The sequence below is a fragment of the Streptomyces nigra genome (genome assembly GCF_003074055.1).
Taxonomy (GTDB): domain Bacteria; phylum Actinomycetota; class Actinomycetes; order Streptomycetales; family Streptomycetaceae; genus Streptomyces; species Streptomyces nigra.
Map to the genome: position 1 here is coordinate 128627 of NZ_CP029043.1, position 16570 is coordinate 145196.

Consider the following 16570-nt stretch of genomic DNA (forward strand, 5'->3'; position numbering starts at 1 on the left):
CACGGCACAGGCGATAGCGCACAGGCTCCCCGAGAGGAGACCGTCTCAGCCGGGTACGACGTTGAAGGTGACCGACTCAGTTCCCGTCTGTCGCCAGTCCGTCGTGACGTCAGCCTTCAGGGTGTAGGACCCGGGCTCGTCCAGGCTGTCCTCGAAGTTGAACAAAGTGATGCTCGGCGGGCGGCACCGCCCGCTCGTCACGCGCCGCACCACTTCCGAACCACGGCTCAGCGTCCACTGGACGTAGCACCCGCGGTCCAGGCGGCCGGTGTCGTCGTACACCTCGGTGTTGGCCCCCGGCCGCGATCCCACGCGATAGGTGTCTGGCCCGGTCTTCCCGGACGAGCCCAACTTGATCCGTACGACCAGCGGAGCCGTGTGCCCAGGGCTCTGAACGACGGCGGCTCTGGAAGGCTCTTCCTCGACAGGCTGCGTCACGGGCTCACGTGCCGGCTCGGAGACGTTCGGCTCCTCGTCCGGCGCAGGCATGTCCTCCTCCTGCGTCGGGGCCGCTTGCGTGGCGGCCGGCGTGTGCGGGGTCGTGTCGGTGTCCGTTGCGGTAGGGGCCGCGACCGATGGCGGAGCGGAGTCCGTTCCTTTCAGCTCCTTCACACCGACGATCAGGCCCACCACGGCGGCGACGACGCCGATGATGACAATGACCGGGTGGTCGGCCAGGCTTCCACGCCCAGAGCTCATGATGGTCCTCCCCCGTCGGCTCCCCCAGGTCCCGGGCGACGCGCTGACGCCCGGTGCCGATGGGGCAGACCATAGCCAAAAGGCCACCGCTCCGAGACCGGTTCCGCACCTTGCAGCCGCTTGCGATGGAGCGCGAGGAGCGCCCGGTTCGGGGCTCGTGGTGGATCCCGGACGGGGCTCGCTGCGCCGGGGTGGACGGCTAGGATTGCCTGACTCTCGCCTTGCCGTCCTCCACACCCTCCTCGGTGGGAAATCACCGATACCGGATGGTGGCGTACGCAGGCGGCGCCATCGTCGCGACGGTGCTGCCGTCAGCGGTCGATGGCGGGCAGGTGGGCCAGGCCGGTGTCGATCATGATGCGGTCGACGGTCTCGTGCAAGGCACTGTCGGCGCCGATGACGGTTTCGATCCCGCTGGGCAATAGATCGAGCTCCCGGTACCAGTCCCGCAGTTGGGCCTCGTTGACATCGTCGGCGATCGGCTTGCTCGAGTGCCGGGCCAGAGTTTCGCCGAGCGGTACGTGTAGGTAGTAGCCGTGGGTCACGCCGCGGTGGTCGGCACGCAGTTGGGCCAGCATGTCGCCGTATCGGTCGGCGTACAGGATGCCTTCGACCACGACGTGGAACCCGGCGTCCAGGGCGTAGCGGGCCGTCACATCGATCAGGCCGATATTCGCCGCGCCGGGCCGGTCGCGCTCGCGGAGCACGGTACGGCGGAGGTTGTCCTGGCCCACCAGGGCCAGGCCGCGGCCGAACCGCTCGCGCAGGCCGCGCGCGACGGACGACTTCCCTGACGCGCTGTTGCCACGCAGGATGACCAGCCGTGTGTCTTCACTGCCCACCATCACGCCCATGACGCTACCCACGAGCACGGACACCGACTCCGGCTCCGACTCCGACTCCGACTCCGACTCCGACTCCGACTCCGACCAGGCAATGCGGAGCCAGCCGGTACGTCCATGGAGCGGAGCCGGTGTGCCACAGGCGCCCCGGGCACCAGTGGATCCCCCACAGGGGCCGAATGGAACGGGTCACCAGCGGACGCGCAGCACGCCATCGCTGTCGGGCAGTGCGGCGCAAAGCAGTGGTTGGCGTTCGTCGATGTACACGGGCAGGGCGCAGGCCGCTCGGGCATCGGCCACCAGGGCGGCGAGTTCCCTGTGGTCGGTGTCGTCGACGACCGCGTGTCTGATCGTCCCGTTCTGCATCTCCCAGACGAACTCAACGGATCCCTCGTCCGGCAGCGTGGCGAGGACCGCGCCGACATCGGGGTTCAGATCAGGCCAGACGGTCAGGAGGGCGCGCGGGCTGAGGCTGGCACGCACCGCATCGAGGTTCTGCGGCGTGAGACGGTGGAAGCGGGCCGCGTTGCGGAGATAGCCCTCCTCCAGGAGCACCGCCTCGCGTGAAGCCAGCTCGGTGCGCACGCGCGCCCAGAACCCATCATCGGCCGCCACTGTCACTTCCGGCTCATCCAGCTCCGCCGCGTAGGGGGACATCGTCATCGGTTCCGGGAAGAGGCCGAGTTCCCGGGTACGGGCCACAGCGTCCGTGCAGGGCCGGTCGCTGCCCACATACACGTACTGGTCCCATCCGACATGCACGGTGAGCCTGTCCCCCGTCTCCAGACGACACCAGGCACCTTGGCCGCGGAGCATGACCCGGACCAGTTCCAGAGCGACCGGAAGGGAGACCTCGGCCCCGTCGTGGTAGCCGGAGAGGTCGGGGGGAAAGAGCCCGTCGAGGCCATGTCCCGTATCCGACGGTTCCACGCCGAAGTGGACGAACCCAGCGACTCCAGGATCGCGGATCTCCAGCCGATCGATGCCCGAGGCCTCCGCGAAGGCGGCGATCGCGGCGAGGTACGCGGCTTCCACGGGCCCGTGATCGCTGACCGCCTCCTCGGCACCGGTGTAGTGGCCGTGTTCATCCCGGTCAGCCGGGTCGTACTTGGTCATCCGGTGGACGAAGGACGGCGGCACGTCGCTCCCTGCGAGGTGAGTAGGGGTGTCAGCTGCTGAGGTCGTACACACCCCAGGTCGTGAACGGCTCATCCTGAACGTAGATCCTGCTTCCCCGGCCGACTGTTCGCCGACGGCCGGGGGCAGAGCCGTCGGGCAGGGTGAGCAGGCCGACGCCCGTTGGCTCGACGGATGTTTCGCTGATCTCTGCATGGGCGAGTCGGTCCCCGTCTTCGCCGTAGCCGCCGTAGAAGGTGACTCGCTCGCCGTGGACGGCCACGGCTTTGGCGCCCCGCACGCGGTTCGCCCATACCCGCACGGGCCGATGGGTGCGGTCGGGGCGTATCTCGACGAGCGGGAAGTCCGTGTACGGGCACGCCCAGGCGGTGGTGCCCGACACGTTCAGGGCGTAGCAGTCGAAGAGCCCCGGGATGTCGGCGTCGTCTGACGTCCAGGCGAGTCGGCCCGTAGCGGTCCAGCAGCGGATTCCCACCGGGTTCTCGTCGAAGTGGCCGACCCAGATACGGCCGGCCTCGTCCACGAGGAGGTGCTCGATGGCGTCCCCGACGGAGAAGGACGAGGTCTCACGGCCGAGCGCGTCGAAGACCTGGACCTGGTTCGCATCCGCGTCTCGGCGTACGCGAGACGCGGCGACCACAAATCCACCGTCGGGTAGACGGTCCAGGCGCGGCCAACGGGCTCGGACGCCGTTCAGCTCGGTGAGTTCGACGCTGCCGTCCGGCTCGGCGGAAACTACCAGCGCGTCAAAGGGCCGGACGGCATCGCCAGGCTGCGGAGCGCGTTCGGCAAGCAGCCAGTGGGCGGTGCCGGAAACGTCGACGGTACTGGTCAGGACATGGCGGTCGTGGTGCGCGTGGGGCAGATGGGCGTAAGGAACGAGGGCGGTCTTCTGCATGAGGCGGCTCTCCTGAGCGGGCGTTCGGTCACGGCCAACGGGTACTGCGGTCCAGCATCGGCGGTGCGCGAGCGGCGGAGAGCGGAGCGGGATGCCTAGAGGGCATGGCCCGTTCTGGTCGTCATGCTGTGATCATGGTCGACAACCGACCTTGGGACAAGCCGTTTTGGGCGCAGCTCGGTGAGGCAGCCGCCGGAGTAGCCGCCAGGACGGGGCCTGGCTGACGACGTCGCGCGGGGATGGCCTGCGGGCTCCGGACGTCGAGCGGCGCGCCACGAACGCTGACTGACTGGGCAGGTGATCTGGCGTGGCACGGGCTGGTCGCGGGCACGCCCTCGATGAACGACCTTGAGCGGAGTGTCCATAGCCGCCACGCTCAGGCGACCGCGACGGCCCACCAGCTCAATGGGCTCCCCAACTAGTCGCTCACTGTTGAAGCGCAGATCTCGTCCCGTCCCGGGCGCGGGTAACCGATCTCAGCGATGTCCTCGGCCAGGTCTGCCAGGGTGACCTCCGCGTTCAGCCATGACACGAGCCTCTCATCCAGCGGTCGCAAGGCATACACGTAACGCACCGCTTCCAGGTCCACGGGAACCTCGTAGTAGTCCTCGGCGAAGCGCTGGAACGCCCGCGGTGAGCGGTCGACCAGGAGCCCGAACAGGCCCGTTGCCCCGTCGGGATCGGAGTACCCGGCCGGGAAGTCGATTGCGCCGTGCCGCCACTGATCATCCGTCGCCTCCCGCCACAGGCAGGCCGTCACGACGGGGACGTCGTCCTCATCGGTGAACGCCGGCTCCTCCACGAAGGGTTTGAAGGCATCTGGCACGTCATCGATCACCCCCGGCCAGGGCTCGCCATCGTTGGCATACGGGCTCATCGGTGCTTCGTGGGCGAAGCCACGGACGTAGGCCCCGGCCTTCGAGAACGCGATGAAGTACTCGTCCCCCGACCCGTTGCGCATCGACGCCATCTCCTCACCGTCGGCCCAGCCGGCGTTGAAGGAGTGGTAGCGGCCTTCCCAGTCAGGGCACAAGATCGCATCGAGCATCGCCAGTGAGCGGCACAGATCCCGCAGTTCAGCGATGGAAGGGAGCCTGCGAGCTACGTCATGGACAGTCACGTACTCATTCAACCGGAGGCCTCTGACAACCAAATCTCGTCGAGCGTGCCGAGCAGCAGGCGTCGGTCCACCTCGCGTTACTGCGAAGCGAGTTCGGTGGTGTGCAGGTCGTTCTTGTCGGCCTACGCGTCACTGCGGCCGTTGCGGTCCGGCCGGTGGGCGGGCAGGCGCGGCGCGGATGGGCTCCGTCCTTGGGCGGCGGCGAAAACCGCGTCGATATCGACAGTGCCGATGCCCACGCGGGCAGGAACGGCCTCACTACGGGAGCCGGTACATGCAAGTGGCGAGAGCTGGTTGGCGAGACCCCCGTTGCTGGTCTATACCAAGTACGTCAGTCCCAGTATCCTCACCGTGTCCGGCCAGGAGCACACGGTTCACTCCCCCACACCCCCCACAGATCGCGCGCTGTCGCCGACGGCCCCGCACGATCGGCCCGGGCAGCGACGCGACCTGCCGATTCACCGCCTCCAGGAGGAACTCGGTGAAAGTTCGCACCAGAAGCTCGGCGATCATCGGCACCATCTGTCTCGTCGCCTCACTCGCCCTGACCACGGCATCCGCCGACGAGCCCGCTGCCGCACGGCAGACAGCACAGATCACTCTCAGGCAAGTGGCCACGGCCAAGAACCCCACGGCCGGCGCCGCCGGACCCGGAGGGAGACTCTGGGTCGCCGAACGCGCCGGCACAGTCCGAGTCCTGGGCGACAAGGGCGGCCTCGGCAAGCCCGTCCTGGACATATCCGCCGAGACCACCACCGACGGCGAACGCGGCCTTCTCGGCATCGCGTTCGACAGGAAGCACGCCCACTTCTACATCTCGTTCACCAACCTCGAAGGCACCAGCACAGTGGACGAGTTCGCCGTACGCAAAGGCAGGATCCAGCCGCACACCCGCCGCACCGTCCTCACCCAGACCCAGCCCTACGCGAACCACAACGGCGGCGACATCAAGATCGGCCCCGACGGATACCTGTACATCGCGCTCGGCGACGGAGGCTCGGGCGGAGACCCGCACGGCAACGGACAGAACCTCGGTACGCTGCTGGGCAAACTGCTGCGGATCGACCCCAGAGGCGGCACGCCCTACGCGATCCCGGCGGACAACCCGTTCGTGAACACGCCGGGCGCCAAGGGCGAGATCTGGTCGTACGGGCTGCGCAACCCCTGGCGGTTCTCCTTCGACGCGGGCACGGGCGACCTGCTGATCGGCGACGTCGGCCAGAACGACTGGGAGGAGATCGACTGGGCCCCCGCGAGCAGCAGGGGCGGAGAGAACTACGGCTGGGGCCAGATGGAGGGCACCCATCCCTTCCGTGGCGGCACGGAACCCGTGAACCACGTACCGCCGGTCCATGAGTACGACCGCAGCAACTTCGGCTGCTCGGTGACCGGCGGCTACGTCTACCGGGGCAAGGCGATCCCCGCCCTCAGGGGCCAGTACGTCTTCAGCGATTACTGCGACGGCACCATCCGCTCGCTGGAGACGAAGAACGGCAAGGTGACAGCCGTGAACGACCTCGGGGTCAACGGCGGCGAGATCATCTCCTTCGCACAGGACCGCAACGGCGAACTGTACGTCTTCACCATCGGCGGCAGCCTCTCCCGTATCGACGCCGCGTAGCGACCCGGCAGCCGGCAGCCGGGTGGCGAAGGACCACCCGGCGGTGCCGCCTGACCGCCTCCGCAGGCACTCGCAACCACCCGGGCGTCCTCGTACCGCGCCAGACAGTGCGGCGCGAGGACGCCAAGTGCGCCGGCCGTCCCCGCCGCATCGGGCATTGTCAGTGGTGGCAGGCAGGATGACGGGCATGACGACAGCTGCAGTTGTGATCACGGATGCCGCCGCCTACGCGCAGGCGGTCGAGGACGCGGTGAAGGCGTCGGCCGCCTACTACGCGAACGGGGAGTCGGCTCTGGACGATGACGCCTACGACCGACTGGTGCGAGGCATCGCCGTGTGGGAGGCCGAGCATCCTGATCAGATACTGACCGCCTCTCCGACGGGGAAGGTCGCCGGTGGCGCCGTGGAGGGGGATGTCCCGCACACGGTGGCGATGCTGAGTCTGGACAACGTCTTCTCGGCGGAGGAGTTCGGCGCCTGGACCGCCTCGCTGGCCCGGCGCGTCGGCCACGAGGTCGAGCAGTTCAGCGTCGAGCCGAAGCTGGACGGGCTCGCGATCGCCGCACGGTACGTCGACGGCCGCCTGAGCCGGCTGATCACACGCGGGGACGGGATGGCCGGGGAGGACATCTCACACGCGATCGGCACCATCGAGGGCCTGCCGCAAGAACTCTCCGAGCCGGTCACCGTGGAAGTACGCGGCGAAGTCCTGATGACGACAGCTCAGTTCGAGCACGCCAACGAGGTGCGCTCCGCGCACGGCGGACAGCCTTTCGCCAACCCGCGCGGCGCCGCGGCGGGCACCCTGCGCGCCAAGGAGCGCGCCTACACCGTGCCGACGACGTTCTTCGGCTACGGTCTGCTGCCCCTGCCCGACACCGAGAGCTCGCTCGCCGTGCAGCTGGGCGACCTCACACACAGCGACCTCATGGTTCAGGCCGCCGCGTACGGGATCAACACCACCGCCTCCACCGACGTGCCCGGCGTCACCGCCGACACCGTCGAGCAAGTGCTGGCCCGGGTGCAGGAGATCGCCGCGGTGCGGGCCGAGCTGCCGTTCGGGATCGACGGGATCGTCATCAAGGCCGACCTGGCCGCCGATCAGCAGGCCGCCGGATCGGGTTCGCGTGCCCCGCGCTGGGCGATCGCCTACAAGCTGCCCGCCGTCGAGAAGATCACCCGGCTGCTGGAGGTGGAGTGGAACGTCGGCCGCACCGGCATCATCGCCCCGCGTGCCGTGCTGGAACCGGTGGAGATCGACGGCGCCACCATCACGTACGCCACCCTGCACAACCCTGCCGACATCACTCGCCGAGACCTGCGGTTGGGCGACCACGTCATGGTGTACCGGGCCGGTGACGTCATACCGCGCGTCGAGGCACCCGTCGCCCACCTGCGCACCGGCGAGGAACAGCCCATCGTCTTCCCCGACGTCTGTCCGCGATGCGGCTCGGACATCGACACCGGTGAGCAGCGCTGGCGCTGTGCGAACGGCCGCAACTGCCACCTCGTCGCCTCCCTCTCCTACGCAGCCGGTCGCGATCAGCTCGACATCGAGGGCCTCGGGCACACACGCGTCGTCCAGCTGGTGGAGGCGGGCCTGGTCACCGACCTCGCGGACCTGTTCACACTCACCCGCCAGCAGCTCCTCGGCCTGGACCGCATGGGTGAGACCAGCACCGACAACCTCCTCGCCGCACTCGCGGCAGCCAAGGGCCAGCCCCTCTCGCGCGTGCTGTGCGCGCTCGGCGTCCGCGGCACCGGCCGCTCCATGTCCCGTCGCATCGCCCGGCACTTCGCCACCATGGACAACATTCGTGCCGCAGATGCAGAAGCGATGCAGCAGGTCGAGGGCATCGGCACCGAGAAGGCCCCCTCGATCATCGCCGAACTCGCCGAACTCGCATCGCTGATCGACAAACTCGCCGCCGCCGGAGTCAACATGACCGAACCTGGCGCGACCCCGCCCCCTCCGCCCGGCAGCGCCTCCGACGAATCCGACGAGCAGACCGAAGGTACGGGCGGCCCGCTGGCCGGGATGACCGTGGTCGTCACCGGCGCGATGACCGGCCCCCTGGAGAAGCTCAGCCGCAACCAGATGAACGAACTCATCGAACAGGCCGGCGGCCGCTCCTCCTCCAGCGTCTCCAAGAAGACCACCCTCGTCGTCGCCGGAGACGGCGCCGGGTCCAAGCGAGCCAAGGCCGATAGTCTCGGCATCCGCCTGGCCACCCCGGACGAGTTCGCCACGCTGGTGGCCGACTACCTGAACTAGACCTGCTTCCGCACGGCCGGGCCCGCCGAGGATCGATTTCCACAGGCCGAGGTGACCACGAAGGTGACCGCGACGCGCACCCCGCGGTCCCTCGGCGGCGCCCTCCCCCATGGGGCGAACCGGCGGCGGCCCCACCCGCTAGACCAGGGCGCGCCCACCGTCGCCGCCGTCGATGCACTTCGACTCGTCGATGGTCACGGGCACGTCGGTCCGCTGGGGCACCAGGGCGACCGGCGCGGGGGCCGGCACCGGGCCCACCGTGCGCACTGGCCGCCGCGCTCGCCGACTCCGACGCAGTCGTCCGCGCCGCCGCGGCCGCCTCACTGCGCGGGCCGGTCGAGACGCTTGGGCCCGAACCGGCCCTGCGCGACGGCCTGGTCGTCGCCCTGTCAGAAGCCGACCCCGTAGCGCGTGCCGCCGCACGACGTCCTGCGTGCCCTGCGTCTCGGTGATGCGGAGCTGTTCGCGGGCTCCCTGTCGGATGCGGACATCTCCGTGCGGATCGAAGCCGTGCGGGCACTCGTGTCGGTCGACGCCGCTGGTGAACTGGCGCGCGCGGCGATCACCGACCCGTCCCGCGAGGTCCGTGTCACCATCGCGAAGGCCCTGGCCACGGTGGCCGCGGGACAGCCCGACGACGCGACGCCGACCGGCCGCGAAGTAGTCCTCTCCGCCTTCGCCGAGCTCATCGACGATCCCGACGCCCTGGTGCGTGCGGCCGCCTACGAGGCACGGGCACGACCGGCTGCCCGGAGCCCCTGGCCGCACGCGCGGAGGCGGCCCTGTCCGACCCGGCCTGGCAAGTGCGGGCCGGCGGGCCACCGCCCTCTCCCTCGCAGCCCCTGGCCTCGCCGTACCCGCCCTCGCCAAGGCCCTCGCAGCCCCCGGCCTCGCCGTACCCGCCCTCGCCAAGGCCCTCGCCGACCCCAACGCCGACGTGCGCAAGGCCGCCGCGGCAGCACTGACCCGGCACCGTGCCGTCGAGGACGCCCGAGCGGCCCTGACGACGCCGACGACGGATCCGGACGCGGGCGTCAGGGGCCTGTGCGGCCCGGGCACTGTGACTCGGAAGGAGTGCTTCAGGTTGTCACCTGCCACGTGAGCCCACAGCGGGGATGGTGGCCGACGCCTCCGTCGGGTTGGCGCTCCCCGAACCACTGCGCTGCGAGGCCGGGGCGGGCCCGGACTCCGAGTCCAGAGCGTTGCGGACCGCGGTGAGGATGTCCTCGGTGCCGGCCCCGAGCGCTCGCGCCGCAGCGGTGAAGTCCCGTGCCAGCGTGCTGAGTTGGTGGACGTCGTGTCCGTGCGGAGCGTCCGGGAGCGGGGCCACCCGGGTGCCCGCGCCACGGCGGGTCCGGATCAATTGCGCGGCCTCCAACTCGCGGTAGGCACGAGCCACGGTGCCCGGTGCCAGACCCAGGTCGACGGCGAGTTGCCGAACGGTCGGCAGGCGCTCGCCCTCGACCAGCCGGCCGGTGCGGATGAGCGCGGCCAGCTGGGCACGGATCTGCTCGTACGGCGGCACCTGACTGGTGGTGTCGACGCGGACGGCGGGGTCACTCATCGTCGTACATCCCTTCGTCGGCCACACCGTCGTCGACCGCTCGCGGCGCCACGACGGTCAGCAGGGACCATCCGAACGTGAACATGCCCAGCAGACCCAGGGGGCAGATCACCACGAGGGTGACCGCGCCCAGCGGGCCCGCGCAGGGTCCGTCCATGAACGCGACCAGGAACATCAGGACGACGAGGAGCACCTGACACGACACCAGCAGTCCCCAGGCCCCGACGATGGCCCAGGCACGGTCGCGGCGCTGCTGGTGGCCGCCCGGCCCGAAGGCGATACGGCGCAGTGCCCAGACGCAGGCGGGGGTCGCGACCGCGAGGGCACCGAGCATCGGGCCGCTGTAGTACAGCCCGGGCCAGGGGCCGATGGAGGTGTGCCACCCATTGCAGGCAACCTCCATGACGCGCCCCGCGCCGCCTATCCCTTCGCGGCCGGAGGAGGCCGTGACAGCACCCATGAACAGCAGTGCGAGAAGAGAGCCCGCCTGCAGCAGAAGCAGGGGGGTCATGCGGGGCGGCACATGGTCGCGCACCAGGCGTGGCGCGAGACTGGCGGTGCGGACCGCTTCCTGAGGACGCAAGGTCAGGGCGTCGCCGATCAGCACACCTCCCACCGCGCACAGGCCGAACGCGGTGACGGCGAACACGAGGGGCGTCGTGATGTCGCCGCTCTCGATCGTGAGCAACTGCCGTGCGATCTCGATACCGATCGCCAGGCCGGACCATCGGGCGTAGTGGTCGGCGTGGTCGAGGAACCGGGACTGGAGCGGGACGGTGTCGAGCACGTGAGGATCCCCCAAGGCACCTTGTACCAAACGATGGACACAAGATGCCCTGCTCGGAAAGTTGTGTCAAACCATCGACACAAGAACGGAGCCGCTCGGACGTCGCTCCGTGTGCCTGTCGGGACGGCATGAGCTACCCCCTCACTGTCCGGGAAGTGCGAGGACAACCGCTACATCGACCGCGAGGTGGAAGAGCCCGGGACGCGCGTGCGATTCATGCTCGGGCTCCACGAGAGCCGGCAGGGGTGGCCGCGCGAGGGAGGGCGGGCACCGACGGATCTGCGTGCCCGCCCTCCCCCGCACGAGACCCGCTCAGGCGGAAAAGCCGACCTCACCGGTACGGCCCAGCGACCCAATCGCTCCGCCGAGCGCATGCCTCGCTGCGCACCCCTGGCCCGTCGTGCGCCACCACGTGGAGCCGTCCGCGCCCGGCTCACCCGGTCGCGGCACCGCTGCACCCCCCAGGCAGGCCGGTGCATAGAATCCGGTGCCATGCCGAAGCCTGACGAGCTGCTCGTTGCCATAGCCGCCCTTGTGGAGTCCGGCCAGAGCAATCAGATGTCCCTGACCGCGATCACCAGTGGTGCCGTCATCACCGGTCGGCTGGCCCCGGAAACCATGTGGAGGCAGAGGGTGTCCGAGGTGCTGACGGACTCCGCCGACCTGGGCGCGTTCTCCACGGTCTTCGACACCCCCGCGGGGAAGGACGGGCCGCCCACGCATCTGCACTTCCATGTCGCCCGGATCCTGCAGGGAACGGTGGGGATCCCGGAGACGGGCGGGATGTACCGCGTCGCGATCGAGGACGTCAGTGCCTGGACCGTGGGCGACTTCAGCTACTCCGACCACTGACGCACGACCCGCTGCAGACGGTGGGCCCCGCCGGCATACGCCGGTGGGGCCCCACCTTTCGGTTCTGCTCGCACCAGTCGTCCTCATCCGACCCACCACGGCCACCGTGCGTGCACCGCGAGAGACCGGCACGTGTTCCGGACCGTCCCGGCGACAGGCACGCCGCGCGCAGGCCTCCGCGGTCGAGTCGTGCGGGCGAAGGGGAGGACTGGGACGGCTTCGGCCTCCCCCGCCCCTCCGGTGTCCCAGGAGTACCGGCCTTTCGACGGCATGACCGGTCCGATCATCCTCGACATCGTCGACGGACGGAGGTGCCGGTAGGTCGAGGCCGAAATCAGGAGAGGTAGTCCTTCACCTGCGAGGCCGGGCGCACGTGCGCGTCCGCAGGGTCCTGCCCTGCCGCGACCCGGGCGCGGCGCTGGCGCAGCAGGTCCCAGCACTGGTCGAGTTCCGTCTCCAGCTGGGCCAGTCGTTCGTGTTCGGTCGGCTGGTCGATGGTGTTCTCGACAAGGCGGTCGCGCAGGTCCTTCTCCTGGCTGATCATCTCTTGGATACGGCCGAGGATCCGCTTCTCGGCATCTGCTTCGGAGTTCGACATGGGATCACTCCCTCAGGGTGGGGTGCACGGCTGCGCCCGCGCAGTCGAAGCGCTGCAGGTCAGTCGGTCCAGGCGTTGAAGAGCATGTTCAGGCCCTCCGCCATGGTGGGGTGAGCGATGATCGAGTCTCTGAGGAGCGTGTACGGGGCGCCTGCAAGCATGGCCGTCTGGACGACCGTCAAAACCTCGGACACGTCCGGGCCGATGAGCGCCACTCCCAGAATGCGTTCGCCGGCCCGGTCCACGACTGCCTTCCAGACGCCGCGCGTGTCCCGGAGCGTGCGGGCACGCGGAATGGCCGCGACCGGCATACGGGCGATCCGCACGTCGTACCCGGCGGCCCGGGCCTCGGTCTCGGTCATGCCCACCCGGGCCAGCTCAGGCGTGGTGAAGAGGTTCCACGGCACGAGCCGCTCGGACGTGCGCCTGTCCCCGCCGGCGATGTTGGCTTTGACGATCCGGTAGTCGTCCAGGGAGACGTGTGTGAACTGCGGGCTGCCCGCCACGTCGCCCACCGCCCAGGTGCGCGGGGCCGTGGCCGCCAACCGGTCGTCGACCTCCACGAAGCCACGCGCGTCCGTCCGGACGCCGGCGGCGTCCAGGTCGAGGTCGCGCGTCACCGGTTCACGGCCGACGGCCACCAGCACATCCGTGCCGGTGACCTCACCTCGATCACCGAGGTCCACCGTGACACCGGTCGGGCCACGTGAGACGCCGATGGGCTTGACGCCCGTACGCAGATCCACGCCCGCCTCGCCGAGGAATCCGGTCAGCACCTCCGAGACGTCGGAGTCCTCCCGGGGCAGCACACGATCACCGCGGTGCAGCACGGTGACCCGGCTGCCGAACGCGGCGAACATGTGGGCGAACTCGAGCCCTACGTAGCCACCGCCGATGACGATCAGGTGTTCCGGAAGCCGGTCCAGGCGCAGAAGCGTCTCGCTCGTGAGGGGCTCCGCCTCGGCGAGCCCGGGAAGGTCGGGCATCGCGGGGGTGGTACCGGTGTTGATCACCACGTCCTTGCCGCGCAGGATCCGGCTGCCACCGTCGTTCAGGTCGACCCGGACCGTGCGCTCACCCGTGAAACGGGCGGTTCCCAGGATGAAGTCCATACCGCTGTCGATGAACTGGCGGTGGTTGAGGTCGACCATCCCGTCGACCACGCCCTCCTTGTGCGCGCGGAGGAGAGCCAGGTCGGCCACAGCCTCGCCGGTGCGGATGCCCACCTGTTCCGCACGGCTCAGGCTGTCGAGGAGTCTGGCGCTGGTGACCAGGCTCTTGGTCGGAATGCACGCCACGTTGATGCACGTGCCGCCGATCATGCCCTGCTCCACCATGGCCACTCGGCCGCCTCCGCGGGCGATGTCCATCGCGAGGGTCTTGCCGCCCTTCCCGCCCCCGACGACAAGGAGATCGACCTCTTCCACGCCGGTGTCCACCTGCGCCATGCCCCGCTCCTTCACCGCGAATGCCGTCCCCCCATCCTCATCCGCATAGCCGTCGGTCGCATCCGGCATCGGCATCGTCGGCCGTACGGAACCGGAGTTGTCACCGCGCGTGTCGGCCTCGTACGGAGTGTGCTCGCCGTCAGCGCAGCCGGTGGGCACGTGCGGGGCCCGCGCGAAGCGCCGACCCCGGGGGTGCGGAGGGGCGATCGGATGGAGCTGCGTCCCAATACCGCGCACCGCCGGCCAGGCCGTACCCCATGAAGCACACCCGGTCTGACCGAGCGCGCCTACGGGTGTGTGTCCGTGATCGCGATGACCTGGTCGAGGCGATCCCTGGCGGCCTCCAGTTCGTCGATCTTGGCCTGGATGCGTTCGCGCTCGATGCGCAGCATGGCTCGCTGGTCGGCGTCGGTGTGGCCGGCTTCCCAGCACGGAAGCAGTTCGGTGATCCTCTGACTGGTCAGGCCGGCGGCGTACATCTGCTGGAAGAACCGGACCTTGGCGATGGCGTCCTGCCGGTACAGACGCTGGCCGGACGGGCTGCGCTCCGGGGTGAGCAGTCCCTGCTCCTCGTAGTAGCGCACGGCGCGCACCGAGACGCCGGCGCCCCGTGCCACCTCACCGATGCGGATCAAGCGCTCGGTCGTGTCCGTTGTGACAGACAACGGTGACTCCTTTCACCCTGCCGCCGACGATCAGCGCTTGCCTCTGACGTCAACGTCAGGTTTTAGCGTACGGGACATGGACATCAAGAACTCCGTCGCCCTTGTCACCGGAGCAAACCGTGGCTTGGGCCGCGCTTTCGCTCAGCGTCTGCTGGAGCGGGGCGCCCACAAGGTCTACGCGACAGCCCGCCGCCCGGAGACCGTGGACCTGCCCGGCGTCGAGGTGCTGCCCCTCGACATCACCGACCCCACGTCCGTCAGGGCCGCCGCCGAGGCCGCCCCGGACGTCTCGCTCCTCATCAACAACGCCGGAATCAGTACGGGGACGGACCTCGTGACCGGTTCGCCGGACACGTTGCGCCAGGAACTGGAGACCAACATGTTCGGCCACCTCGAAATGATCCGGCACTTCGCGCCGACCCTGGCCGGGAACGGCGGGGGCGCCGTCGTCAACGTCCTCTCCGCCATGTCGTGGTTCGGCGGCAAGGGGGCCAACTCCTACCACCTGACCAAGGCCGCGGCGTGGGCCATGACCAACGGTGTGCGCCTGGAGCTCGCCGATCAGGGCACGCTCGTCACGGCCGTGCACCTGGGCCTTGCCGACACCGATATGGCCGCTGGCTGGCCCGTGGCGAAGATCGCTCCGTCCGACCTTGCCGACGCCGCTCTCGACGGTGTCGAATCCGGGGCCGCGGAGGTCCTCGCCGACCAGTGGAGCCGGGATGTGAAGTCACGTCTGCCCCTGGCGCCGGAGGAGTTCAACGCCGCCATGGACCACGCTCTGGCGGCACTGCCGGCCGGCTGACAGGCCGCCACCTCGGGCAGCGCGGAGGGCAGTCGGCTGCTCCTCCGCGGGCTGCCGGCCCCTCTGCGGTTCCAGGAGGTCGGCCGACGACCGCGGTCACGGCCACGAGGGTACTCATGGGCGGGGCGGAAGACGTCGACGCCTTCTCCCACTCAGGTTGCGCCGCCCTCAGGTGCTCGTTCGTCGGCCGGCTGACGCTCTCTCCCGCCCGGGTGGCGCTGCCGCCAGATCAAGAAGACCGCACAGGACACCACCGCCCAGCCGGTCAGCACCAGGAACGGGAAGGCGTGCTGGTGCCCGGCGAAGTACACCGCCGTGTGCTGGGCGTTGACCGAGGCGCCGGGCGGCAGCCACCGTCCGACCGCGCCCAGCACGGACGGCAACAGCGGCCACGAGACCGCACCGCCCGACGACGGGTTGCCCAGCACGACCATCACACCCCAGGTCGGGATCATCGCCCAACGCCCCATCAGCGTGTTGAACATCGTGAAGGTCATGCCGCTGGTGAACATGGTGAGCGCCAGGATCGACCACGACTCGGCGAACGGCAGCTCGAGCGCCCCGAGCAGCCAGTCCACGGCCGCCGCGATCGCGAAACCCCCCAGCAGCGCATAGGTGGCGGTGAAGGCGATCCGTTCCGCGGGCGTGAGCGCCGGAGCATGAACGCTGAGTTGGATCGCGCCGATGAAACCGATGATCACCGCGGCGAGCGAGATGTAGAAGATCGCGAGGCCTCGGGGGTCCCCCTTCTGCAGCGGATTGACGTCGCGGACGGTCACCGACACGCCCGTTTCCCGCCCCACCGCCGGAGCCGCCTGCCTCAGCAGTTCCGCGACCGAGGCGCCCGAAGCCGACGTCACGTCCAGCACCACGTGCCGCCCGCCGTCGCGCAGCTCGAAGATGGCGAAATCACGCTGCTCCTCGACGGCCTCCAGCGCCGCCTCCCGCGAGTCGTACACGTGTGTGGTCACCGAGGAGTTGAGCGCCTTGCCCAGCCCCGCCAGATACTCCTCGCCCCGCTCAGCCTCGAACGACCCGATGACGGCCGTCGGAAGCCGGTGTGGGGTCGGGTTCGCCATCGCATACGTGTACGACCAGGCGAACAGCCCGGCCGCCACGGACACGATGAGCACCAGCACAATCGCCGGCCACTGGGGGCTCCCGCGAAGACGGGCCCAGCGGCCCTCGGGCCCTTCCCGATCGTCCTGCACGCCGCCCGTCCCTCATCCCTCGCACTCGCGTCGCCGACTCACACTCAG

15 protein-coding genes and 1 pseudogene are annotated in these 16570 nt (G+C 69.6%); 5 read left to right on the forward strand and 11 right to left on the reverse strand.

Annotation, left to right across the window (positions count from 1 at the left end; genetic code table 11):
• Window positions 1–45: 45 nt before the first annotated feature.
• The 5 genes from DC008_RS00625 to DC008_RS00645 all read right to left on the reverse strand — a co-directional run bounded on the left by DC008_RS00625 (window position 46) and on the right by DC008_RS00645 (window position 4696).
• Window positions 46–699 carry a hypothetical protein gene (locus DC008_RS00625; protein WP_108705193.1) on the reverse strand — a complete coding sequence of 218 codons (654 nt, stop codon included), beginning with the start codon at window positions 697–699 and terminating at the stop codon, window positions 46–48.
• Window positions 700–1010: 311 nt separating this feature from the next.
• On the reverse strand, window positions 1011–1544 hold the full coding sequence (locus DC008_RS00630) for an AAA family ATPase (protein WP_108710494.1): 534 nt from the start codon (window positions 1542–1544) through the stop codon (window positions 1011–1013).
• A 186-nt stretch (window positions 1545–1730) separates the two neighbouring features.
• Window positions 1731–2657 carry an RNA-binding protein gene (locus tag DC008_RS00635; protein ID WP_108710495.1) on the reverse strand — a complete coding sequence of 309 codons (927 nt, stop codon included), beginning with the start codon at window positions 2655–2657 and terminating at the stop codon, window positions 1731–1733.
• 52 nt (window positions 2658–2709) lie between these two features.
• Window positions 2710–3576 carry a hypothetical protein gene (locus DC008_RS00640; protein WP_108705194.1) on the reverse strand — a complete coding sequence of 289 codons (867 nt, stop codon included), beginning with the start codon at window positions 3574–3576 and terminating at the stop codon, window positions 2710–2712.
• 418 nt (window positions 3577–3994) lie between these two features.
• Entirely contained in the window at window positions 3995–4696 is a 702-nt protein-coding gene (locus DC008_RS00645; protein WP_108705195.1) for a hypothetical protein, read from the reverse strand.
• A gap of 481 nt (window positions 4697–5177) precedes the next feature.
• Between DC008_RS00645 and DC008_RS00650 the strand changes: the two genes are divergently transcribed.
• The 3 genes and pseudogenes from DC008_RS00650 to DC008_RS35790 form a co-directional block, all read left to right on the forward strand.
• Window positions 5178–6317 (forward strand): PQQ-dependent sugar dehydrogenase, encoded by a 1140-nt coding sequence (locus DC008_RS00650; protein ID WP_108705196.1) that lies wholly within the window; start codon window positions 5178–5180, stop codon window positions 6315–6317.
• Between the two features lie 178 nt (window positions 6318–6495).
• Window positions 6496–8592, forward strand: a complete 2097-nt coding sequence (ligA, locus tag DC008_RS00655; RefSeq protein WP_108705197.1) for an NAD-dependent DNA ligase LigA — start codon at window positions 6496–6498, stop codon at window positions 8590–8592.
• Between the two features lie 248 nt (window positions 8593–8840).
• Window positions 8841–9656, forward strand: a pseudogene (locus DC008_RS35790) (HEAT repeat domain-containing protein); the annotation flags it as partial.
• Window positions 9657–9679: 23 nt separating this feature from the next.
• On the opposite strand, the gene DC008_RS00665 reads toward DC008_RS35790, so the two are convergent.
• Together DC008_RS00665 and DC008_RS00670 are read right to left on the reverse strand one after the other, a co-directional pair.
• Window positions 9680–10156, reverse strand: a complete 477-nt coding sequence (locus tag DC008_RS00665) for a GntR family transcriptional regulator (RefSeq protein ID WP_108705198.1) — start codon at window positions 10154–10156, stop codon at window positions 9680–9682.
• Window positions 10149–10943: a hypothetical protein gene (locus DC008_RS00670; RefSeq protein WP_208645790.1), complete on the reverse strand. Its 795-nt coding sequence runs from the start codon at window positions 10941–10943 to the stop codon at window positions 10149–10151. Before DC008_RS00670 ends, DC008_RS00665 begins: the two co-directional genes overlap by 8 nt.
• Window positions 10944–11435: 492 nt before the next feature.
• On the opposite strand from DC008_RS00670, the gene DC008_RS00675 reads away from it, so the two are divergent.
• Entirely contained in the window at window positions 11436–11795 is a 360-nt protein-coding gene (locus tag DC008_RS00675; RefSeq protein ID WP_108705200.1) for a hypothetical protein, read from the forward strand.
• A 334-nt stretch (window positions 11796–12129) separates the two neighbouring features.
• Here DC008_RS00675 and DC008_RS00680 read toward each other — a convergent pair whose 3' ends face one another.
• From DC008_RS00680 to DC008_RS00690, 3 genes are all read right to left on the reverse strand, one after another.
• Window positions 12130–12393 carry a DUF2630 family protein gene (locus DC008_RS00680; RefSeq protein ID WP_108705201.1) on the reverse strand — a complete coding sequence of 88 codons (264 nt, stop codon included), beginning with the start codon at window positions 12391–12393 and terminating at the stop codon, window positions 12130–12132.
• Between the two features lie 59 nt (window positions 12394–12452).
• A complete protein-coding gene (locus tag DC008_RS00685) occupies window positions 12453–13841 on the reverse strand; it encodes a dihydrolipoyl dehydrogenase family protein (protein WP_108705202.1) in 1389 nt (462 codons plus the stop codon).
• A 287-nt stretch (window positions 13842–14128) separates the two neighbouring features.
• The gene (locus DC008_RS00690) at window positions 14129–14506 is read right to left on the reverse strand and encodes a MerR family transcriptional regulator (protein WP_108705203.1); all 378 of its coding nucleotides are present in this window, start codon (window positions 14504–14506) and stop codon (window positions 14129–14131) included.
• Window positions 14507–14582: 76 nt separating this feature from the next.
• On the opposite strand from DC008_RS00690, the gene DC008_RS00695 reads away from it, so the two are divergent.
• Window positions 14583–15311 (forward strand): SDR family oxidoreductase, encoded by a 729-nt coding sequence (locus tag DC008_RS00695; protein ID WP_108705204.1) that lies wholly within the window; start codon window positions 14583–14585, stop codon window positions 15309–15311.
• A gap of 152 nt (window positions 15312–15463) precedes the next feature.
• Here the strand turns inward: DC008_RS00695 and DC008_RS00700 are convergent, their stop codons facing one another.
• Entirely contained in the window at window positions 15464–16429 is a 966-nt protein-coding gene (locus DC008_RS00700; protein ID WP_341867261.1) for an ABC-2 transporter permease, read from the reverse strand.
• Window positions 16430–16570 lie beyond the last annotated feature (141 nt).

Bases quoted from the DNA above. Each gene is read 5' to 3' on its own strand.
- DC008_RS00685 (WP_108705202.1), bottom strand. From the start codon at position 13,841: ATGGCGCAGGTGGACACCGGCGTGGAAGAGGTCGATCTCCTTGTCGTC.
- DC008_RS00680 (WP_108705201.1), bottom strand. From the start codon at position 12,393: ATGTCGAACTCCGAAGCAGATGCCGAGAAGCGGATCCTCGGCCGTATC.
- DC008_RS00665 (WP_108705198.1), bottom strand. From the start codon at position 10,156: ATGAGTGACCCCGCCGTCCGCGTCGACACCACCAGTCAGGTGCCGCCG.
- DC008_RS00625 (WP_108705193.1), bottom strand. From the start codon at position 699: ATGAGCTCTGGGCGTGGAAGCCTGGCCGACCACCCGGTCATTGTCATC.
- ligA (WP_108705197.1), top strand. From the start codon at position 6,496: ATGACGGGCATGACGACAGCTGCAGTTGTGATCACGGATGCCGCCGCC.
- DC008_RS00640 (WP_108705194.1), bottom strand. From the start codon at position 3,576: ATGCAGAAGACCGCCCTCGTTCCTTACGCCCATCTGCCCCACGCGCAC.
- DC008_RS00635 (WP_108710495.1), bottom strand. From the start codon at position 2,657: ATGACCAAGTACGACCCGGCTGACCGGGATGAACACGGCCACTACACC.
- DC008_RS00695 (WP_108705204.1), top strand. From the start codon at position 14,583: ATGGACATCAAGAACTCCGTCGCCCTTGTCACCGGAGCAAACCGTGGC.
- DC008_RS00630 (WP_108710494.1), bottom strand. From the start codon at position 1,544: ATGGTGGGCAGTGAAGACACACGGCTGGTCATCCTGCGTGGCAACAGC.
- DC008_RS00675 (WP_108705200.1), top strand. From the start codon at position 11,436: ATGCCGAAGCCTGACGAGCTGCTCGTTGCCATAGCCGCCCTTGTGGAG.